General features: G+C 40.9%; 17 protein-coding genes. 9 read left to right on the top strand and 8 right to left on the bottom strand.

Annotated features, from left to right (window positions below; genetic code table 11):
* Positions 1-11: 11 nt before the first annotated feature.
* From H6A61_RS05245 to H6A61_RS05230, 4 genes are all read right to left on the bottom strand, one after another.
* Positions 12-1,007 carry a FimB/Mfa2 family fimbrial subunit gene (locus H6A61_RS05245; RefSeq protein ID WP_204391717.1) on the bottom strand — a complete coding sequence of 332 codons (996 nt, stop codon included), beginning with the start codon at positions 1,005-1,007 and terminating at the stop codon, positions 12-14.
* Between the two features lie 193 nt (positions 1,008-1,200).
* A complete protein-coding gene (locus H6A61_RS05240) occupies positions 1,201-2,763 on the bottom strand; it encodes an Mfa1 family fimbria major subunit (RefSeq protein WP_204391715.1) in 1,563 nt (520 codons plus the stop codon).
* An 84-nt stretch (positions 2,764-2,847) separates the two neighbouring features.
* Complete coding sequence (locus H6A61_RS05235; RefSeq protein WP_204391706.1) at positions 2,848-4,284, bottom strand: DUF3868 domain-containing protein; 1,437 nt, start codon at positions 4,282-4,284, stop codon at positions 2,848-2,850.
* A gap of 21 nt (positions 4,285-4,305) precedes the next feature.
* Complete coding sequence (locus H6A61_RS05230; RefSeq protein ID WP_204391704.1) at positions 4,306-4,878, bottom strand: DUF3575 domain-containing protein; 573 nt, start codon at positions 4,876-4,878, stop codon at positions 4,306-4,308.
* Between the two features lie 275 nt (positions 4,879-5,153).
* On the opposite strand from H6A61_RS05230, the gene H6A61_RS05225 reads away from it, so the two are divergent.
* Complete coding sequence (locus tag H6A61_RS05225) at positions 5,154-6,761, top strand: DUF6377 domain-containing protein (RefSeq protein ID WP_204391702.1); 1,608 nt, start codon at positions 5,154-5,156, stop codon at positions 6,759-6,761.
* Between the two features lie 60 nt (positions 6,762-6,821).
* On the opposite strand, the gene nadD is transcribed toward H6A61_RS05225, so the two are convergent.
* Genes nadD through H6A61_RS05205 form a run of 4 tightly spaced genes read right to left on the bottom strand, consistent with a single transcriptional unit; the run spans position 6,822 to position 9,013 of the window.
* Positions 6,822-7,406 (bottom strand): nicotinate (nicotinamide) nucleotide adenylyltransferase, encoded by a 585-nt coding sequence (gene nadD, locus H6A61_RS05220; RefSeq protein WP_204391700.1) that lies wholly within the window; start codon positions 7,404-7,406, stop codon positions 6,822-6,824.
* Positions 7,388-7,537 carry a hypothetical protein gene (locus H6A61_RS05215; protein WP_309148277.1) on the bottom strand — a complete coding sequence of 50 codons (150 nt, stop codon included), beginning with the start codon at positions 7,535-7,537 and terminating at the stop codon, positions 7,388-7,390. Before H6A61_RS05215 ends, nadD begins: the two co-directional genes overlap by 19 nt.
* A gap of 34 nt (positions 7,538-7,571) precedes the next feature.
* Complete coding sequence (gene gmk / locus H6A61_RS05210; RefSeq protein WP_154044689.1) at positions 7,572-8,135, bottom strand: guanylate kinase; 564 nt, start codon at positions 8,133-8,135, stop codon at positions 7,572-7,574.
* A gap of 2 nt (positions 8,136-8,137) precedes the next feature.
* The gene (locus H6A61_RS05205; RefSeq protein ID WP_154044688.1) at positions 8,138-9,013 is read right to left on the bottom strand and encodes a YicC/YloC family endoribonuclease; all 876 of its coding nucleotides are present in this window, start codon (positions 9,011-9,013) and stop codon (positions 8,138-8,140) included.
* Between the two features lie 106 nt (positions 9,014-9,119).
* Between H6A61_RS05205 and tsaB the strand changes: the two genes are divergently transcribed.
* The 8 genes from tsaB to H6A61_RS05165 all read left to right on the top strand — a co-directional run bounded on the left by tsaB (position 9,120) and on the right by H6A61_RS05165 (position 18,189).
* On the top strand, positions 9,120-9,809 hold the full coding sequence (gene tsaB / locus H6A61_RS05200; RefSeq protein ID WP_204391698.1) for a tRNA (adenosine(37)-N6)-threonylcarbamoyltransferase complex dimerization subunit type 1 TsaB: 690 nt from the start codon (positions 9,120-9,122) through the stop codon (positions 9,807-9,809).
* Between the two features lie 27 nt (positions 9,810-9,836).
* Positions 9,837-10,448 carry a DUF4290 domain-containing protein gene (locus tag H6A61_RS05195; protein WP_204391689.1) on the top strand — a complete coding sequence of 204 codons (612 nt, stop codon included), beginning with the start codon at positions 9,837-9,839 and terminating at the stop codon, positions 10,446-10,448.
* A gap of 64 nt (positions 10,449-10,512) precedes the next feature.
* Complete coding sequence (gene murA / locus H6A61_RS05190; RefSeq protein ID WP_204391687.1) at positions 10,513-11,817, top strand: UDP-N-acetylglucosamine 1-carboxyvinyltransferase; 1,305 nt, start codon at positions 10,513-10,515, stop codon at positions 11,815-11,817.
* Between the two features lie 9 nt (positions 11,818-11,826).
* The gene (gene rimM / locus H6A61_RS05185) at positions 11,827-12,342 is read left to right on the top strand and encodes a ribosome maturation factor RimM (RefSeq protein ID WP_204391678.1); all 516 of its coding nucleotides are present in this window, start codon (positions 11,827-11,829) and stop codon (positions 12,340-12,342) included.
* 15 nt (positions 12,343-12,357) lie between these two features.
* A complete protein-coding gene (locus H6A61_RS05180; RefSeq protein WP_154044683.1) occupies positions 12,358-13,215 on the top strand; it encodes a murein hydrolase activator EnvC family protein in 858 nt (285 codons plus the stop codon).
* Between the two features lie 4 nt (positions 13,216-13,219).
* On the top strand, positions 13,220-14,377 hold the full coding sequence (gene dxr, locus H6A61_RS05175) for a 1-deoxy-D-xylulose-5-phosphate reductoisomerase (RefSeq protein WP_204391676.1): 1,158 nt from the start codon (positions 13,220-13,222) through the stop codon (positions 14,375-14,377).
* A 36-nt stretch (positions 14,378-14,413) separates the two neighbouring features.
* On the top strand, positions 14,414-15,754 hold the full coding sequence (rseP, locus tag H6A61_RS05170; protein WP_204391674.1) for an RIP metalloprotease RseP: 1,341 nt from the start codon (positions 14,414-14,416) through the stop codon (positions 15,752-15,754).
* 14 nt (positions 15,755-15,768) lie between these two features.
* Positions 15,769-18,189, top strand: a complete 2,421-nt coding sequence (locus H6A61_RS05165) for a S9 family peptidase (RefSeq protein ID WP_204391666.1) — start codon at positions 15,769-15,771, stop codon at positions 18,187-18,189.
* Positions 18,190-18,244: the final 55 nt, after the last annotated feature.

Below are 18,244 nucleotides of genomic sequence, written 5' to 3'. Positions count from 1 at the left end.
GTATTGTGTTTCTATAGCTCAGTTTGATTGAATACTAAAGTCCAGGCGTTAATACGTATTGACAATGTCACATCCTGTCCTGAATCGTTTTTTCCTATTATGAGGATAATCTGATAGGTGCTTTCTCTGTCGAGAAACTCTTGTAATGTCATGTCCGAATATTCGTCAAGTTTCATCATGTTGAGATATTTCACCAGATCTATGTCGAATAAATCTTTTTGCGTGCGTTTGTTTCTGACTGTGAACCGTGCAGGTCTTTCATCTGTCAGTCTGAGGGAAGCCATTTCTGCCACCAGAGCGTTTATGTCTGTATTGCTGCGCGAGTCGGCTTCATTTTCTATAGTAACTTCCTGAAGGCTATAGGGTAGGTAGGCAACATTGTTGTTGTCCGAAGGCAAGTTATTATGGTCCAGCGCCTTGTTGGCCGTTGAGATGGTGAATGAATAGTCTTCTTTCGATAGTGTTTTGCCTTCTGTATCCTGCAATAGGATTTTAAATCGTTTTACGTCTTTTACGAGCGATATAGTTGCGTATGATGGAGCGTCGTCTTTTACTTCGAAGTCTTCCACCTTGCCATACCATACGTCTGAAAGGTGGCTGTCGCAAATATAATTGTTGATATTCAGATTCAACTCCAGGTCATTTATGGTGGATACGTTGCTCTGGAGGGTGTTTTTTAGAGTGATTCCGGTATTGTTTTCGTCAAGTCCTGCCCATACGATAAGCCGGTAATGTCCGGGCGAAAGTTCAAGTGGCATTCTGTAGTCAGCGTCCAGATGGTCGCCGCTGTCTCTGCGTGAAAAGATGAACCGTCCTTCAGAGTCGAAGACAAAAAGCGTGACGTCGTTTACTTGTGATGGAAATGCATCGGCAAACTCCATATTGTAGTCGTAAACGAAGCGGACTTCGCACGGGCATACCACCTCATCTTCGTAGATACATGAGTTGAGGATTCCCATCAGTGAGAAGCATAGTGCTGTTATTGTCAGTTTATAAAGGAGATTCATAATATAAATAATTTTTTATAGCGCCATAATATGGCTCCGGTTATGAGTGAAAAAAGTAAAAAGAATATAAGAAGAAGGTCTGCCTTTATTCCTATATAGAATTCTCTTGATAATGGAATATAGAATTGCAGAATTCCTTCTTCCTATATTTTGTACCTATTGAAAACTATTAATGCACTTAATAATCATGAGTTTATTCCAATGTTACATCTTGTTTTACGAGTACCCATTTCTTAATCTTGGCTTCGACTTGAATATTAGCTTTAGCCTCTTCATCTGGGTCTTCTGGATCTTCGTAAGTAGGTTCGTAATTTCCTAAACCATTAATACCATTTACAGTAAGTTCATACCAGTGATTACGCACTGTACCAAATTTACCTGCTTCCATATGAGAACCATTTGGATTATGCTTAATCCATGCTGTGTAATAGCAGTAGCCTTCTGTATAGGTATGGACGTCAGCAGGAACACTTGTTTTGTTTGTTGAAAAAGCCCCGTTTATGGTACTGATGTTGCTATCGTCTGTAGATTTGCTTGCAGCTTTATCAATAGTATAGTACAAAATGGCAGCATTCTTGGTTTTGAAAATAAAGCCGTTGTATTCGTAAAAATTTTTGTCTTCTGCTACGGCTGTTGTAAACATATTATCTGTGATGTCTTCATCATAAGATGCACCAGCCAATAATTTGCCATAAATCTGCGAGTATGTATCGCTGCCGTCCTTGTCAAGTATTGAAAATCCTATCTCTTCAGGAGTGTATTTAACTTTGTAAACTACTCCTGTAGTTTGACCGTGTTGTTGTGCTGTAGCTACCATAGTATTTTCAGGGCAGTAAAGCTTTGCGGCATTAGGAGTTGTAAAAACAGTAGCTTCTGCTTGGCTAAAGTTATCTGGTAACCAAGTTGCTTCGTCGTCTGAACCAGAAAGTGTTTTGTCATAGTTAGGATCTTTCACGTAGAAATAACCAGACCATGACAGTGCTGGATTTACATTACTGTCTTTCTCCTTTACTAAAAACATCTTTGTGTTAAGGTTGATGAGTGATACACCTTCCAGTGTTGCGGTAGCTATCTTGTCATTACCACTTTTAACTTCAAAAGACTGGCTATCACTATTATTAAAAGTAACTTTGCTGACTACACGTTCAATGTCAATAGCAAGAAGGTTTACTGTTGCTCCTTCTGAAACAGTCTGTCCTGCGTCATCAACCTCAGTTCCAGATACATCAGTTGTTTGAAGAGTCTGTTTAGTTACTTCTGAATTAGTCATAAAGAATTTTTCGCTTGTAGCCAGTCCTGCAGCATTTGTGATTGTAAATGCCTGTTTCATGTCGGTACTGTTGGCAATAATAGGTGACAAGTTGTTTTGGTTATCCTTATAGTTTGCAAGCACATAAACGTTGTATTCGCCTGCTTCTACCAAAAACGGTTTGGTAACGCGGATAACTTTATCATCATCACCATTGTTTGTTGCTTCTTTCATTTCCGGGTCATAGATGTACTTGGCAATATTGGTTGTTGGGTCAGCAAGTACAACGCGTATGTCGCTGATGGTGTATTCAGTGTCCTCACCATAAGCACTTTCACCAGTGCTACCACTTGTGTTTGTACGTGTTGCGCTGGTTGAAGCCACATTAATCATAATCTGCGTGTATGCAGTGCCATCGTTTTGTTGATTGTTCACAGGATCGCCTTCGTTGCTGCATGAACTGAAGACACCTAGGCCGATAAGGCCTGTTAAAAATAAATTTTTCATGTTTTTTGAGTTTTTAATTATAAAAAAAAGTTATTTAATTGTTTTGATATTCTGTTTAAGTATAAGGTACGGCAGGAAATGCGCCTATCTTTTTCCCAATTCCTGTAAATTATATTCCGCTATGGCATCACCGTTTCCAGCCGCCTTTTCCCACCACACTTTGGCTTCTTCCTTTCTGCCTGTCATCCAGAGCAGATATGCACGGTTGTTCCATGTGAAAGGCTCGTTGGCTGTTTGCGAAAGATACTTCTCTGCCTTGTTGTAGTCGCCTGTAGAAAGGCATATCGCTGCGGCATTATTGCATACTATGGAGTTTTCTGGATAGGTGTCGGCTGCTATAAGCAGAAGACGTCTGTATGTCTCGGTATCGTCAGCATAGAAGCGGTGCGCAACATTGTAGAACTCATAGGCGTTTAGCTCCTGAGGTTGGCTGAATGCCAGACGTCTGGCATCTTCCGGAGTCCGTTCTTTACTGATATAGCTTATGGTGAATGTGTTTTTACGCAATACCGGAAAAACTGTGGTCAGTAGTGTTTGGTAGGTACGACCGTTGTCTATGCTTTTTATGGCTTCTTCGCGACGGTCCGGACTGTCTATGCTGTCTATGATGGACAGCATTTTCTCTTTGTGTGGCAACTGGCTGGCGGAAAGTATGCTTTTCAGTCCATCCCAGTTTTCGGCTCCAGAAACCACATTAAGTGGTGTGGAAATATATGGATAGTATTTTGTAATGTATTTCTTCAGTGCTTCGGCACGTCCTTCGGCCAGTTTTATGTTATGCTTATAGCTTCCTTCGGGAGATGCGAATCCTGCAATGTCAATGTGGCGTATTTCGTAATCAGGATTAAAACGCACATAGTTTATGGCGGAATCAATCTTTTCAAGCTCACGCTCGTTGCCGTAACGTTCAGGGTATAAAACTGTCTGGTTTACAGGATATATAAGAAATGCGTCCTTGCGGATTTTGCGTTGTACGAAATCGTTGGGGCATTCCATCTCCGGACTTACCTTGAATTCAGGTTTGTAAAGCAGGCTGTTGCTCACTCCGTATTCTTCTTCAAGGAGTCCGCACGAAGCGCATCCTATAACTTCGTGTCTGAGAAGAATCTGAGCGTCTTCCATCCATGGCGTATAGTCCGTTTCGGTGCGATAGTTGATTATGCGGTTTTCTTTTTTGTTCCCGTTCAGGGTTATGTACTCTCCGGCTGACGGTTCCTGTACATTTCCGTCGCGCAATTCCTTTATAGAACGCTTACGGCCGTTAATGATCATTGCAGGCAGGCAAATCTGCTTCTTGCGGTCGGGGGTACATATTATAGGGGTGATTATGCGTTTATGCTGTCCGGATATGACATATTCACCCAAATCGACTGAAAAACAGATTTTTACTTTGTCTGTTCCATATGTACGTATCGTATCGGAAAATACTTCTACCGTATAGTTCGGCTCTTTTTCGGCATGAACTCTGCACACCGCTAAAAGACCAAACAATATGGAAAATATGAATGTATTTGTTTTCATCGCTAATTAAGTTATTCTTGTTTATAGTACATAAATCAGGTTAATGGCTAGTTTGGTAGGCCCCAAATAATTTGTGTGGTCTTCCTTTTGCGGGCCTCCGCATTGTACACATTTGTATTTCTTGTATTTAAGATAGGCATATCCCAGACCCAGGCTGAACTCAAGGCTCCATCTTCTGCTTAGCATCAGGTGATAGCCATAGGAAATGCCTGCTCCGGCTCCCCATCCCTGGTATCTGTTTTTTTCCAAAGACGGAAATATATTGAATGGCATTTTTATACCTCCGCTGTTGAATTGTCCTCCCAATGCGTGTATTCCAAAGAAGTGACCGTTGAATGTTTCGCATGGCCAGTATCTGAGTTCGGGCTGTATGACCCAATGTTTCAGTTTCTTGTTTTCCGAATATTCAAATGGCATATAACCTCCGGATATATTGATAGAATATTTCTTGCCGGCGGCAAGTTCAATACCTATGTTTGGTGTACCTGTGGACCAATAAAGCAGATTACTCTTAAGGACCACTTCCTGTGCAGAAGATATCATAGGATATATGCTTGCAATTATGAAAATTATGAATAGTGCTTCTTTTCTCATAGTGCGTGTTTTAGTATTTTTTTGATTTGTCGTAAAATTATATGAAGGGAAAACAGGAATGCGAAAATTTAAAATAAATGTAAATGCTGTATTGAGACAAATAGCTGATATCCAGTGTTATAACATTGATGGATATAGTGCTAAAAGTAGGAAAACTTAAATAATTATTAGTGGTATTAATTTGCTAATTTGCAAAGTTTTTATATCTTCGTACTACTTTTAACATCTACAAATTGAAAAAAGTATTGCATTTTATACTAAGAATGTTTGATATTATGAGAACTAAATTGTTTTTATTGTTTTGTCTGGTATTGTCTATACTTAGTCCGGTTTCATCTGCTACGATTGAAAGGGCTCAATTGAATGAAGTTTTAATCCGTCTGGACTCGTTGGTCGAAGTTAAACCAACTATTCACGCCAGACACGAAGCGAAGCTTGACAGCTTGAAGAAACTGGCAGCACATACGGATGATTTATGGCAACGGTATATGTTGTATGGGTCTTTGTTTTACGAGTATTTGCATTATCAGTCGGATTCTTCCTATTATTATGTAAGCAAGAAGGAAGAATTGTTACCATCGTTAAATATGCCACATTTGAAAAATGAAGTGTTGATAAACAGGGCAGAAGTTTTAAGGGTAATGGGGCTAAGGATGGAAACAGAGAAAATGTTGAAAGCTGTTGACAAAAAACTTATGGATCAGGGTATGTTACAGTATTATTATTCAGTGTGCTGTTCTCATTATACTAATATGGCTGAATATGTACCTCAAAGATATGGAGGAACAAAATATTCGAAAATTGCAGAATGTTATCGCGACTCAATATTGAATTTACTTCCTGAAGGGGTAAATCATGATTTGGTCTTTTCCGAACAGTTATTACATCATGATAAATTGGATGAGGTTGTGTCTCGTTTGGAAGTATTGTTGGATGTATCTTATGATGATAAAAGTAGAACCTATTTACATTATACACTATCTGAAGCATATAAATTGAAGAATGATACTTTAAGTATGATGTATCATTTAGCACAAACTGCAATTTCAGATATTGGCCATTCTGTACGTGAATATGCTGCTCTTCAAAAATTGGCTTGGAGTTTATATAATATTGGTGATGTGGAACGTGCATATAAATATGCACAATGTTCGGTAGAAGATGCTACCGCCTGTTATGCTCAGTTGCGCTCTATGGAAAGTGGAAATTTTCAGAAAATAATTCAGAATGAGATCAACGAAAAGACTGTTAAGGCGCAGAAAGCTACAAGAAAGTTTATGGCTGTAGGAACTGTATTGTTTGTCTTGTTGTTGGTAATGGTGGTAGGATTGGCTTTCTGGACAAAGAAAATATCTCAAATGAGAGCTGAACTTGCTGACATGAATTTGAAATTGGAAAACTCAAACAATGAGCTGACGATGACAGGAAAAATCAAGGAAACATATATAGCACATTATTTGGACAAGTGTGTCAATTATTTGGAAACTCTGGAGCAGTATCGCCGCTCGCTGGAAAAACTGGCAATGTCATCGAAGATTGACGATTTGTTTAAAGCTATAAAAAAGACAAGCTTCATCAGTGATGAACGTAAGAAGTTTTATGCGGAATTTGACCGCTCTTTCCTGGATCTGTTTCCTGACTTTATAAAGAACTTCAATGATTTGCTGGTTGAAGGTGAAGAGATAGTAGTAAAACCTGGCGAGTTGCTGACTACTGAATTGCGAATATTTGCTTTGATCCGTTTGGGTGTTACAGACTCAAGCAGAATAGCTCATTTCCTTGGTTACTCGTTGACTACAATTTATAATTATCGAAGTAAAATGCGCAGCAAAGCAAAAGGAGACAAAGATACTTTTGAAAAGCGTGTTATGGATTTGTGTTGATAGGTATAAATAGACGCAGTTATATATGATGAATAAAATCTTTTTATTCATCATATTTTTTTATATGTATAATTCTTCTTCTGTTATTATCTCATACACAGCAGGATGCAGAAAATACCTCACGTCTTTACCCTGTGATATACTCTGGCGGATAAAGGTTGAGCTTACTTCTATCAGTGGACTGTCAACGGCTCTTACGTTTTGTGGTAATGTTTCTGGAATATCATATCCGAGTCGTGGATAGACCAATACATGATGCTTTGATATGATTTCTTCCGGCGATTTCCAACGGTCGAAAGCTGCCCAGTTGTCAGCTCCGATTATCAGGTAGAAATCCCTGTCAGGGTATGTTTCGGACAGTTTGTTAAGGGTATTTATGGTATATGAAGGTTTTGGAAGACTGAACTCAAAATCGGAGACGCGGAAACGTTCGTATCCACCTACAGCAGCGTGCACCATCCTCAGACGGGTATTGTCGTCAAGAAGCTTTTCGTTTTGCTTGAACGGGTTTTGTGGGGAAACGAGAAACCACAATTCGTCAATGTAATCATTCTCGCACAAGTAGTTGGCCAATGCCAGATGTCCTATGTGGATTGGATTAAACGAGCCTCCGAAAATGCCTGTTCTTAACTTCTTCTCTTCCATAATCTGTAGTTGACAACTTGCCATGCCGCAACCAGTATCATGGCTGTAGCTATTATATATTCTTCCTTGGCGATTGCCACTATGCCTACGGCAATAGCTGCAAAACCGATGACGATTGTTAAAATCGCCATCAGTTGCATTATCTTTTTAGGATTTCTGGCCATATTATTTTTTCAGGAAATTACTGATGGTTTCAAGTGCTTCGGCCTGTGCTTTTTCCAGCACGTCGTTCACTATCACTACATCGAACTTGTCGGCATAGCTTAATTCGAACTCGGCTTTTGCTATACGGCTTTCTATTACTTCTGGAGAGTCTGTGCCGCGTCCGTTAAGTCGTTTGCGCAGTTCTTCCACTGATGGTGGCTGGATGAATACGGAGAGGGCACGTTCGCCATAGAATTTCTTTATGTTGCATCCGCCTACTACATCAACATCGAATATCACGTTCTGACCTTCCGAAAGCTGTTTCTCGACTTGCGATTTCAGTGTTCCGTAGAAGCGGTCGGTATATACTTCTTCGTATTCAAGAAACTCTCCGTCTGCTATTTTCTGTCTGAACTCATCAGGAGTAAGGAAAAAATATTCCACTCCGTTCTGTTCTGTACCGCGTGGTGGGCGGCTTGTTGCCGATATTGAAAATGCCAGATTAAGGTTCTGTTTCAGCAGATAGTTTATTATCGTTGATTTGCCTGAACCTGATGGGGCTGAAAAGATTATAAGTTTTCCCATGATTACATTACGTTTAATACCTGTTCCTTGATTTGTTCCAGCTCGTCTTTCATCTGGACTACTATGTTTTGCATTTCTGCATGGTTTGATTTGCTGCCTGTAGTGTTGATTTCACGTCCCATTTCCTGAGCTATGAATCCAAGCTTCTTGCCCTGACCGTGTCCGCCTGCCATTGTTTCGCGGAAGTATTTCAGGTGGTTGGCGAGACGTTGTTTCTCTTCGTTTATGTCAAGCTTTTCGATATAATATATCAGTTCCTGTTCCAGACGGTTCTTGTCATAGTCAACGCTTATTGTCTTCTCCAGTGCATCGGTGATTTTTTCTCTTATGCGTGCCACTCTTTCTTTTTCGAATGGTTCGATGGATGCGAGCAGACGTTCGATGTTGTCAATTTTTTCGTTGAATTTCTTTTCAAGAGCCGCTCCTTCCTGTTTGCGGAAGTTTACCAGGGCATTGATGGCTTCTTCCACAGCACCTTTGGCCACTTCCCATTCCTCGTCTTCCAGCACCTGCATGTCAACCTTTGTCAGTACGTCGGGCATGCGGAGCAGGGTGGCAAACCAGTCGGAAGGTAATGGAATATTACATGTTTCTGATATATTCTTTATTTGTGAGTAGTAATTCTGGAGCAGTGCGGCGTTGATAGGAGTTGCTGCGTCCGAAGCTTCCTTTTCTATCCACAGGCTGAAGTCAACTTTTCCGCGTTCAAGACTTTTGGAAATCATGTTTCTGATTTCCATTTCTTTTTCTCTGTACAATGGGGCTATTCTGGCTGATACGTCAAGTGCCTTGCTGTTTAGTGATTTTATCTCTACGATAATTTTTTTATCGTTGTAAGTAACTGTTGATTTACCGTAACCGGTCATTGATTGTATCATAACAAATTCTATTTTTTTGCAAAAGTAAGGAAAAGTGAGGAATTTATAGAAAGAGAGTGGGATAAAAAGTGTATATTTGCAAACAATAATATATTAAAAGTAAACTATGTCGTGTATTTTACATATTGAGACTTCTACAGAAGTATGTTCCGTATCTGTAAGTCAGGACGGGGCTTCTATTTTTACAAAAGAAGATTTTAACGGACCATCTCATGCCACAGTGCTTGGAGTATATGTTGATGAGGCTTTGTCATTTGTTGATAATCACGCTATTCCGCTCGATGCCGTGGCGGTGAGTTGCGGACCGGGTTCATATACCGGACTGAGAATTGGGGTTTCTATGGCAAAAGGTATTTGCTATGGAAGAAATATCCATCTGATAGGTATTCCTACGCTTGAGGTGATGTGTGTTCCTGTACTTCTCAATCATGATTTGCCTGATGATGCTTTGCTTTGTCCTATGATTGACGCGCGTCGTATGGAGGTTTATGCCGCAATATATGACCGTTCTCTGAAGGCATGTCGTGAAATCAGTGCCGACATAATAGACGAGAATTCTTATAAGGAATTCCTTGACGAGCATCCCGTTTATTTCTTTGGCAACGGTGCGGCTAAATGTCGCGAGAAGATTACTCATCCTAATGCTCATTTCATTGATGACATTCATCCGTTGGCAAAATGGATGTTCCCTTTGGCGGAAAAGGCTGTCGCCAATGAAGATTATAAGGATGTCGCTTATTTTGAGCCTTTCTATCTGAAGGAATTTGTAGCTTCTACGCCTAAAAAACTACTTTGACATAAATATTATCATTATTACGAATATATGGAATATAATACACAGCAACGCCGTCTTCCGCTTCCTGAATATGGACGAAGTGTGCAGAACATGGTTGACCATGCGCTTACGATAAAAGACCGTGAGCAAAGGCAGATATGTGCAAACACTATAATCAAGATTATGCGCGGAATGTTTCCGCAATATAAGGACAATGCAGACCTGAATCAGAAACTTTGGGATCATTTGGCTATTATGTCTGATTTTAAGCTTGATATTGATTATCCGGTGGAGATTGTAAAGAAGGAAAGCCTGCATGTGAAGCCTGATAGGGTTCCTTATCCTCAGTCAAAATTGCGTTATAAGCATTATGGCCGTTTTGTGCAGGATATGATTAATGTTGCTGCAGGATATGAGGATGGTGAAGAGAAAAGACAGCTCATCAATCTTATTGCCAACCAGATGAAGAAGGACTATCAGAACTGGAATAAGGATGGTGTCGATAATCAGAGAATTGTTGACGACCTGTGTGAGTTGTCCGACGGTAGAATAAAAATTACTGTAGATGATGTGAAAATGTTTGAACATCGTGTGTTTACACAACGCCGTCGTCAGACAAACAACAATCAGCAGAAGCGTAAAAACAATAATGATAAGTAATTGTCGGTTATCATATGTCATCGTGTGGAATGACTAATGACAGACTGGCTTAATAATTAAGAATATGAGCTCATTTGTAATAGAAGGCGGACACAAACTTCATGGAGAGATAACACCTCAGGGAGCAAAGAATGAAGTTCTGCAGATATTATGTGCCACATTGCTCACTTCGGAAGAAGTTACGGTTCATAATATCCCTAATATACTGGATGTGAACAATCTGATTCAACTTATCAGCGACATGGGTGTGAAGGTTTCAAAACTGAATGCTGACACTTATTCGTTCAAGGCTGATAACGTAAATCTGTCATATCTGGAAAGTGAGGAGTTTTTGCTCAGATGTTCCAAACTGAGAGGTTCTGTTATGCTTGTCGGACCACTGTTGTCGCGTTTCGGTAAGGCTATGATTTCAAAGCCGGGAGGAGACAAGATAGGCAGACGCCGACTGGATACACATTTTATCGGTATTCAGAAACTGGGAGCTTCATTCGAATATGATGCGGAACGTGGGGTATATACGCTTTCTGCAGACAATTTGAAAGGAACATACATGTTGCTTGACGAGGCTTCTGTGACGGGTACAGCCAATATTGTGATGGCTGCTGTACTTGCCGAGGGAGTGACGACTATATATAATGCAGCTTGTGAACCTTATCTTCAGCAATTATGCAAGATGCTGAACCGTATGGGAGCAAAGATTTCCGGAATAGCATCAAATCTGCTTACTATAGAAGGTGTAAAGGAATTGAAAGGTTGCACTCACACGGTATTGCCTGATATGATTGAGGTAGGTAGTTTCATAGCCATGGCAGCTATGACCAGAAGTGAAATTACCATTAAGAATGTTTCATACGAGAACCTTGGTATAATCCCTGACAGCTTCCGCAGATTGGGTATCAGACTCGAGCAGAAAGGTGATGACATATTGGTGCCTCAGCAGGAACATTATGAAATAGAGTCGTTTATAGACGGATCTATTATGACTATAGCCGATGCACCATGGCCAGGACTTACTCCTGACTTGCTTAGTGTTATGTTGGTGGTGGCTACCCAGGCTAAGGGTAGTGTGCTTATACATCAGAAGATGTTTGAAAGCAGGCTGTTCTTTGTTGACAAACTCATAGACATGGGAGCGCAGATTATATTGTGCGATCCGCATAGAGCAGTAGTTATCGGTCATGACCATAATTTCAGTCTGAGAGGTGGAAATATGACTTCGCCGGATATACGTGCCGGAATTGCGTTGCTTATTGCTGCCATGGGAGCAGAAGGCACAAGCCGGATTCACAATATAGAACAGATAGACCGTGGATATCAGAATATAGAACAACGTCTGACTGCACTGGGGGCTCGTATCACAAGAATTTAATTAATACAGATGATTAGAAAAGAAGAAGTATATAAAATAGGAGTGATAAACAAACCTCATGGGGTGAAAGGAGAGGTTTCCTTTACTTTCACTGATGATATATTCGACCGTGTGGATTGTGATTATCTTATTTTGCTTATGGACGGGATTCTTGTACCGTTTTTTATAGAGGAATATCGTTTCCGTTCGGATAATTCTGCTTTGGTGAAATTTGAGGATGTGGATACGGCAGAAAAGGCCAAAATGTTTACCAATGTGGAAGTGTTTTTCCCTATGAAATATGTGGAGGAACAGGACGAAGTAACATCGTGGAACTATTTTGTGGGCTTCGAAGTGAATGATGTAAATCATGGAATACTTGGCAGGATAGTTGATGTGGATGATGCTACTATAAATGTACTGTTCGTTATTGAAAAGGAAGACGGAAGCGAGATCCTGTTGCCTGCACACGAAGAATTCATACTTGATATTGACCATAAGAAGAAGTGTGTGAAAGTGGATATTCCTGAAGGATTGTTGGAATAATAAAAACTGATGAGCATGAGAAAGAAAGGACGTAAGGCGTTTTGGCATAATATTAAGTTTAAATATAAACTGACTATCATCAACGAAAATACGTTGGAAGAGGTGGTAGGAATACATGTTTCCAAACTGAATGGGCTTTCTGTCCTTATATTTGCTTGCACTGTAATATTTATTATTGCTGCGTTGATAATCGCATTTACGCCACTGAGAAACTATTTGCCTGGTTATATGAACAGTGAGGTGCGCGAAATGGTTGTCGCCAATGCTTTAAGGGCTGATTCATTGAGACAGGCATTGGAAAAACAGAACATGTATATAATGAATATACAGGATATTTTCAGTGGAAAAATAAAGGCTGACACGGTTCAGTCGATAGATTCGCTCACCAATCTGCGTGCTGAACAGCTTATGGAAAGAACCAAGGAAGAAGAGGAATTCCGTCAGCAGTATGAACAGAAGGAACGTTATAATTTGCGTGCCATAGATACAGGGAATGCGGTGGCAGGACTGGTGTTTTTCAAGCCTGTAAACGGAGTTATGGATATGAATTTCGATCCTGAAAAGAAACATTACGGGATAGATGTGATAACTGGTCCTAATGCAAACGTTCTGGCTGTATTGGATGGAACTGTAATCATGGCTGCATATACAATAGACGATGGTTACGTAATACAAATCCAGCATTCGCAAAATTTTATCAGTATATATAAACACTGTGGTTCATTGATGAAACAACCTGGAGATAAGGTGAAAGGTGGCGATGTCATTGCTTTGGTGGGAAAAAGTAAGGAAAAGCCAAGCGGACATTATCTTCACTTTGAACTTTGGCACAGGGGTACGCCAATCAATCCGGAAAAATATGTAGTTTTCTAAGATTATGAAGAAACAGATAGCAATTTTGGGCTCTACTGGGTCTATTGGTACCCAGGCTTTACAAGTGATAGAGGAACATCCTGATTTATACGAAGTGTATGCTCTGACAGCTAATAATAAAGTAGAAAAACTTATTGAACAGGCCAGAAAGTTTCAGCCTGAGGCTGTAGTTATAGCAAACGAAGATAAGTATCAGCAACTTAAAGATGCTTTGGCTGACCTGCCTATAAAGGTTTATGCTGGAGCAGAAGCATTGTGTGAGATAGTGGAATCGGGGCCCGTCAATATAGTTCTCACTGCAATGGTGGGTTATGCAGGTCTGAAACCGACCATGAATGCCATAATGGCCGGAAAAACAATTGCACTTGCCAATAAGGAAACACTGGTAGTTGCAGGAGAGCTTATAACAGAACTTGCACAGCAGTACAGGACTCCTATTTTGCCGGTTGACTCTGAACACTCGGCAATATTCCAGTGTCTTGAAATGAATAATCCTATCAGTAAGGTTATTCTCACGGCATCAGGAGGGCCTTTCCGTACATTCAGCATGGAACAACTGGCAACAGTAACCAAGGAACAGGCTTTGAAGCACCCTAACTGGAGTATGGGAGCAAAGATTACCATAGATTCTGCTTCTATGATGAATAAAGGATTTGAAGTTATAGAGGCCAAATGGCTTTTTGGAGTTAAGCCTGAACAGATTGAGGTGGTGGTTCATCCACAGTCGGTCATACACTCTATGGTGGAATATAAGGACGGTGCGGTAAAGGCCCAGCTTGGTGTACCAGACATGCGTCTGCCGATACAATACGCGTTCTCTTATCCTAAACGCGAGAGTCTGTCGGGCGAACGTCTTGATTTCATGAAATGCAATACACTTACATTTGAAGCTCCTGACACAAAACGTTTCAGAAACCTTGCTTTTGCATACGAGGCTATGAACCGTGGAGGTAATATGGCTTGTATATTGAATGCAGCCAATGAGGTCGTAGTTGCAGCTTTCCTGAAAGACCAGATTTCTTTCCTGGGAATGAGTGATGTAATCGAAAAAACAATGAATAAGGTGACTTTCATCAGTAACCCTACATATCAGGATTATGTAGAGACTGATGCAATAGCATGTCGTATAGCTGCAGAGTTTGTCATAAACTCGGGCTTTTAATCAATAACCTATTAATAAAAAAAGTAAGAAAAATCAATGGAGACATTTTTTATCCGTGCCCTTCAATTGGTGCTAAGCTTGTCTATTCTGGTCATAGTACATGAAGGAGGACACTTCTTTTTTGCGCGTTTATTCAAAATAAGGGTTGAGAAATTCTATATATTTTTCGATCCATGGTTTTCTTTGTTCAAATTCAAGCCTAAGAATTCAGATACGGAATATGGTGTAGGATGGTTGCCGTTAGGCGGATACTGTAAAATTGCAGGTATGATAGACGAATCGATGGATACCGAGCAGATGAAGCAGCCTGCACAGCCTTGGGAGTTCCGCTCAAAACCTGCATGGCAGAGATTGCTGGTGATGATAGGAGGAGTGATGATGAACTTCATTCTGGCTTTGTTCATCTATTCAATGATTCTGTTCACATGGGGTGACAAGTATATCGCACTCAAGGATATGAGCTATGGGTTGAAGTTTAACGAAACTGCTCAGGAAATAGGTTTCCGCGATGGTGATATACTTATCAGTGCCGATGGAAAAGAACTTGACCGTTTCGGTATGGATATGATACGCAGTATGGTTGAAGCCAAGGAAGTGACTGTATTGCGTAATGGAGAAACTGTTAATATTGCCATGCCTGAATTGAGCCTTATTGATGTGGCACAGCAGGATCCTATGTTTGTTGATGTATTCCATCCTAATGTAGTCGATTCAGTGCTTGCAGGTGGCGGATTTGCAAATGCCGGAATACAGAAAGGCGACTCGCTTATAGCTGTCAACGGAAAAACTCTTAATTCATGGAATGATTTCCAGAACCAGATTGCCGATTTGAAACTTAGGGCTGAAGTTGCAGAAAAGACTACAGCTGAATTTTCTTTGGTGTATTCGCGTGCGGGAGTAAGAGATACCGTAAATGTGACTACTGACGAGCAGTTCAAAGTGGCTGCCTTTGGAGGACTGCTTAACTATACTCCTACGGTGCGTTCATTCGGTTTCTTCGAGTCATTCCCTGCAGGAGTTACTCTTGGTGTAAATACATTGAAAGGGTATGTGAACGACCTTAAATATGTATTCACTAAGGAAGGAGCCAAGAGTGTTGGTGGTTTCGGTACTATCGGAAGCATCTTCCCTAAGGTTTGGGACTGGCAACGTTTCTGGTCAATGACAGCATTCCTGTCTATTATATTGGCATTTATGAACATTCTGCCTATTCCTGCACTCGACGGTGGGCATGTGCTCTTCCTTATCTATGAGATTGTGGCCCGCCGCAAGCCTAGCGACAAGTTCCTGGAATATGCTCAGATGGTTGGTATGTTCCTGCTTTTTGCATTGCTTATCTGGGCAAATTTCAATGACGTACTTAGATTCTTGTTATAATTAAATATCGAAATATGAAGAGAATTTTGTTTTCTGCAATATTGGGAAGTATGATGCTTTCTGCTACATTGGGCAAGGCACAGGAAAGACTTCCGGAATATCTGCAGGCTGAAAAGTTTACCGAAAGTAAGCTTAAAAACATGTTGTTTTCTACCATGGTCGATCCTCACTGGTTTCAGAATGGAAACGGCTTCTGGTATGAATATAAGACTTCCGAAGGTAAGTTCTGGTATGTGGTAAATCCATCGCAAAAGAAGAAGGAACTGTTGTTCGACCGTGATAAGCTGGCAGCACAACTCACTGAAATAGTGAAAGACCCGTTTGAGGCAAGACAGCTTCCTGTTAAGAATCTTAAGGCTGAAGCTGACGGACGTACTTTTACTTTCGAAGTAGTGTCGTCGCAGGATGAAAAAAATGATAAGGACAAGAAAACTGAAAAGAAGGTTTTCTATTTCTCGTATGATTTTCCATCCAGGAAACTGACTCACCTTGCAGATAAGGAAAAAGAACCTAAGAAACTAGGCTGGGCGTCTGTTTCACCCGACGGACAGTCTGTGGTGTATGCCAAGGACTGCAACCTGTATCGTATGAGCATTGCCGATTACCGTAAGGCTCAGAAGGATGAGAAGGACAGCACTATAGTGGAAATTCAGCTTACCACAGACGGTATGCCTGATTTCGGCTATGGTATTCCTTACAGCATACTGAATACAGACACTCTATGTAATGGCAAACGCCGTAGAGCATGGGGCTGCTGGTCGCCCGATTCAAAGCATTTTGTTACTATAGTTTCGGATGACAGGGCTGTAAAGCCTTTGTGGGTAATAAATTCCATAGCTGAACCTCGCCCTACACTTGAGACATACAAGTATCAGATGCCGGGGGAAATGGAGGCACCGGAAGAACATCTCTATATATTCGATATGACATCGAACACACGTAAGGAGATTAAAGTGTCGGCATGGAAGAACCAGTGGTTGGGACTTGAAGAAAAACCAATGGAAAAGAGACAGAGAGACATGGAATTCCGTCCTTCGGTATGGCAGGGCGACAATAACCGTTTCTTTGTTACACGATATAGCAGAGATCTTCACCGTATTGACGTGTGTACATATACAGTAGGAGAGGATTCCATCGTTCCAATAGTGAAGGAACGCATGAATACTTATCAGGAAACTCGTCCTATACATGTATTGAACGGGGGTAAGGAATTTGTACAGTGGAGCGAACGCGACGGCTGGGCGCATCTTTATCTATACGACGACAAGGGAAATCTGAAGAACAGAATTACCGAAGGACCATGGCATGTGGAGCAGGTATTGAAGATAGATGAGGCTACACGTACCGTATATTTCCTGGCAAACGGTAAGGAAAAGGATGAGAACCCTTATTACGAACATCTGTATAAGGTAAACGTAAACGGAAGCGGGCTTACAAGACTGACAAAAGGAGATTACTTCCATCAGATTTCATTGTCGGACGATGCACAGTTTGCGGTAGATAATTTCTCGCGTGTAAACACAGTGCCGTGTGCAGACCTGATTGACAAAAACGGAAACAAGGTGATGACTATTCAGGAAAGTGATTTCTCAAACCTTAAGGCTGCGGGATATAAGTTCCCTGAACTGTTCAAGGTTAAGGCTGCCGATGGTGTGACAGACCTTTATGGAGTGATGTACAAGCCATATGACTTTGATTCAACAAAGGTATATCCTATCATAGATTATGTATATCCGGGACCTCAGGTTGAGGCTGTATATTATCCGTTTACACGCATGAGTATCCGTACCGACCGTTTGGCTCAGGCTGGATTTATCGTCATTTCTGTAGGTCAGAGAGGAGGACATCCAAGCCGTTCGAAGTGGTATCACAATTATGGTTACGGAAATATGCGCGATTATCCTTTGGCAGACCACAAGGCAGCGGTTGAGCAGCTGGCTGCACGATATAAATATATAGATATAAATAAGGTAGGTATTCACGGTCATTCCGGTGGCGGTTTTATGTCAACAGCCGCAATATGTCAGTATCCTGATTTCTACAAGGCTGCAGTCTCATGCGCAGGAAACCATGATAACCGTATCTATAACCGCTGGTGGAGTGAAACACACCATGGAGTGAAAGAAACTGTTTCTGAGAAAGGTGATACTACATTCGTATATAAGATAGCTACTAACCCTGAGATAGTAAAGCAATTGAAAGGTCATCTTTTGCTGGTTCACGGCGACATAGACAACAATGTTCATCCGGCAAATACTACACGCGTAGTAAACGCGCTTATCAGGGCAGGCAAGCGTTTCGATATGCTATATCTTCCGGGACAACGTCATGCTTTTGGAGATATGAATGAATATTTCTACTGGAGACTTGTAGATTATTTCTCAGAGCATCTGAAGGGACAAAGTGAAAAATCGGTAGATATTCCTAAGAGGTGATATAACTTTCTTATATATAAAAACAAATCAGGCTGTCCATGAGGGCAGCCTGATT

Origin of the sequence: Bacteroides caecigallinarum, assembly GCF_016901995.1 — a bacterium.
Taxonomy (GTDB): Bacteria; Bacteroidota; Bacteroidia; order Bacteroidales; family Bacteroidaceae; genus Phocaeicola; species Phocaeicola cellulolyticus.
Note: the sequence above shows the minus strand (reverse complement) of the source record. Positions and strands in the feature narration are given on the sequence as shown.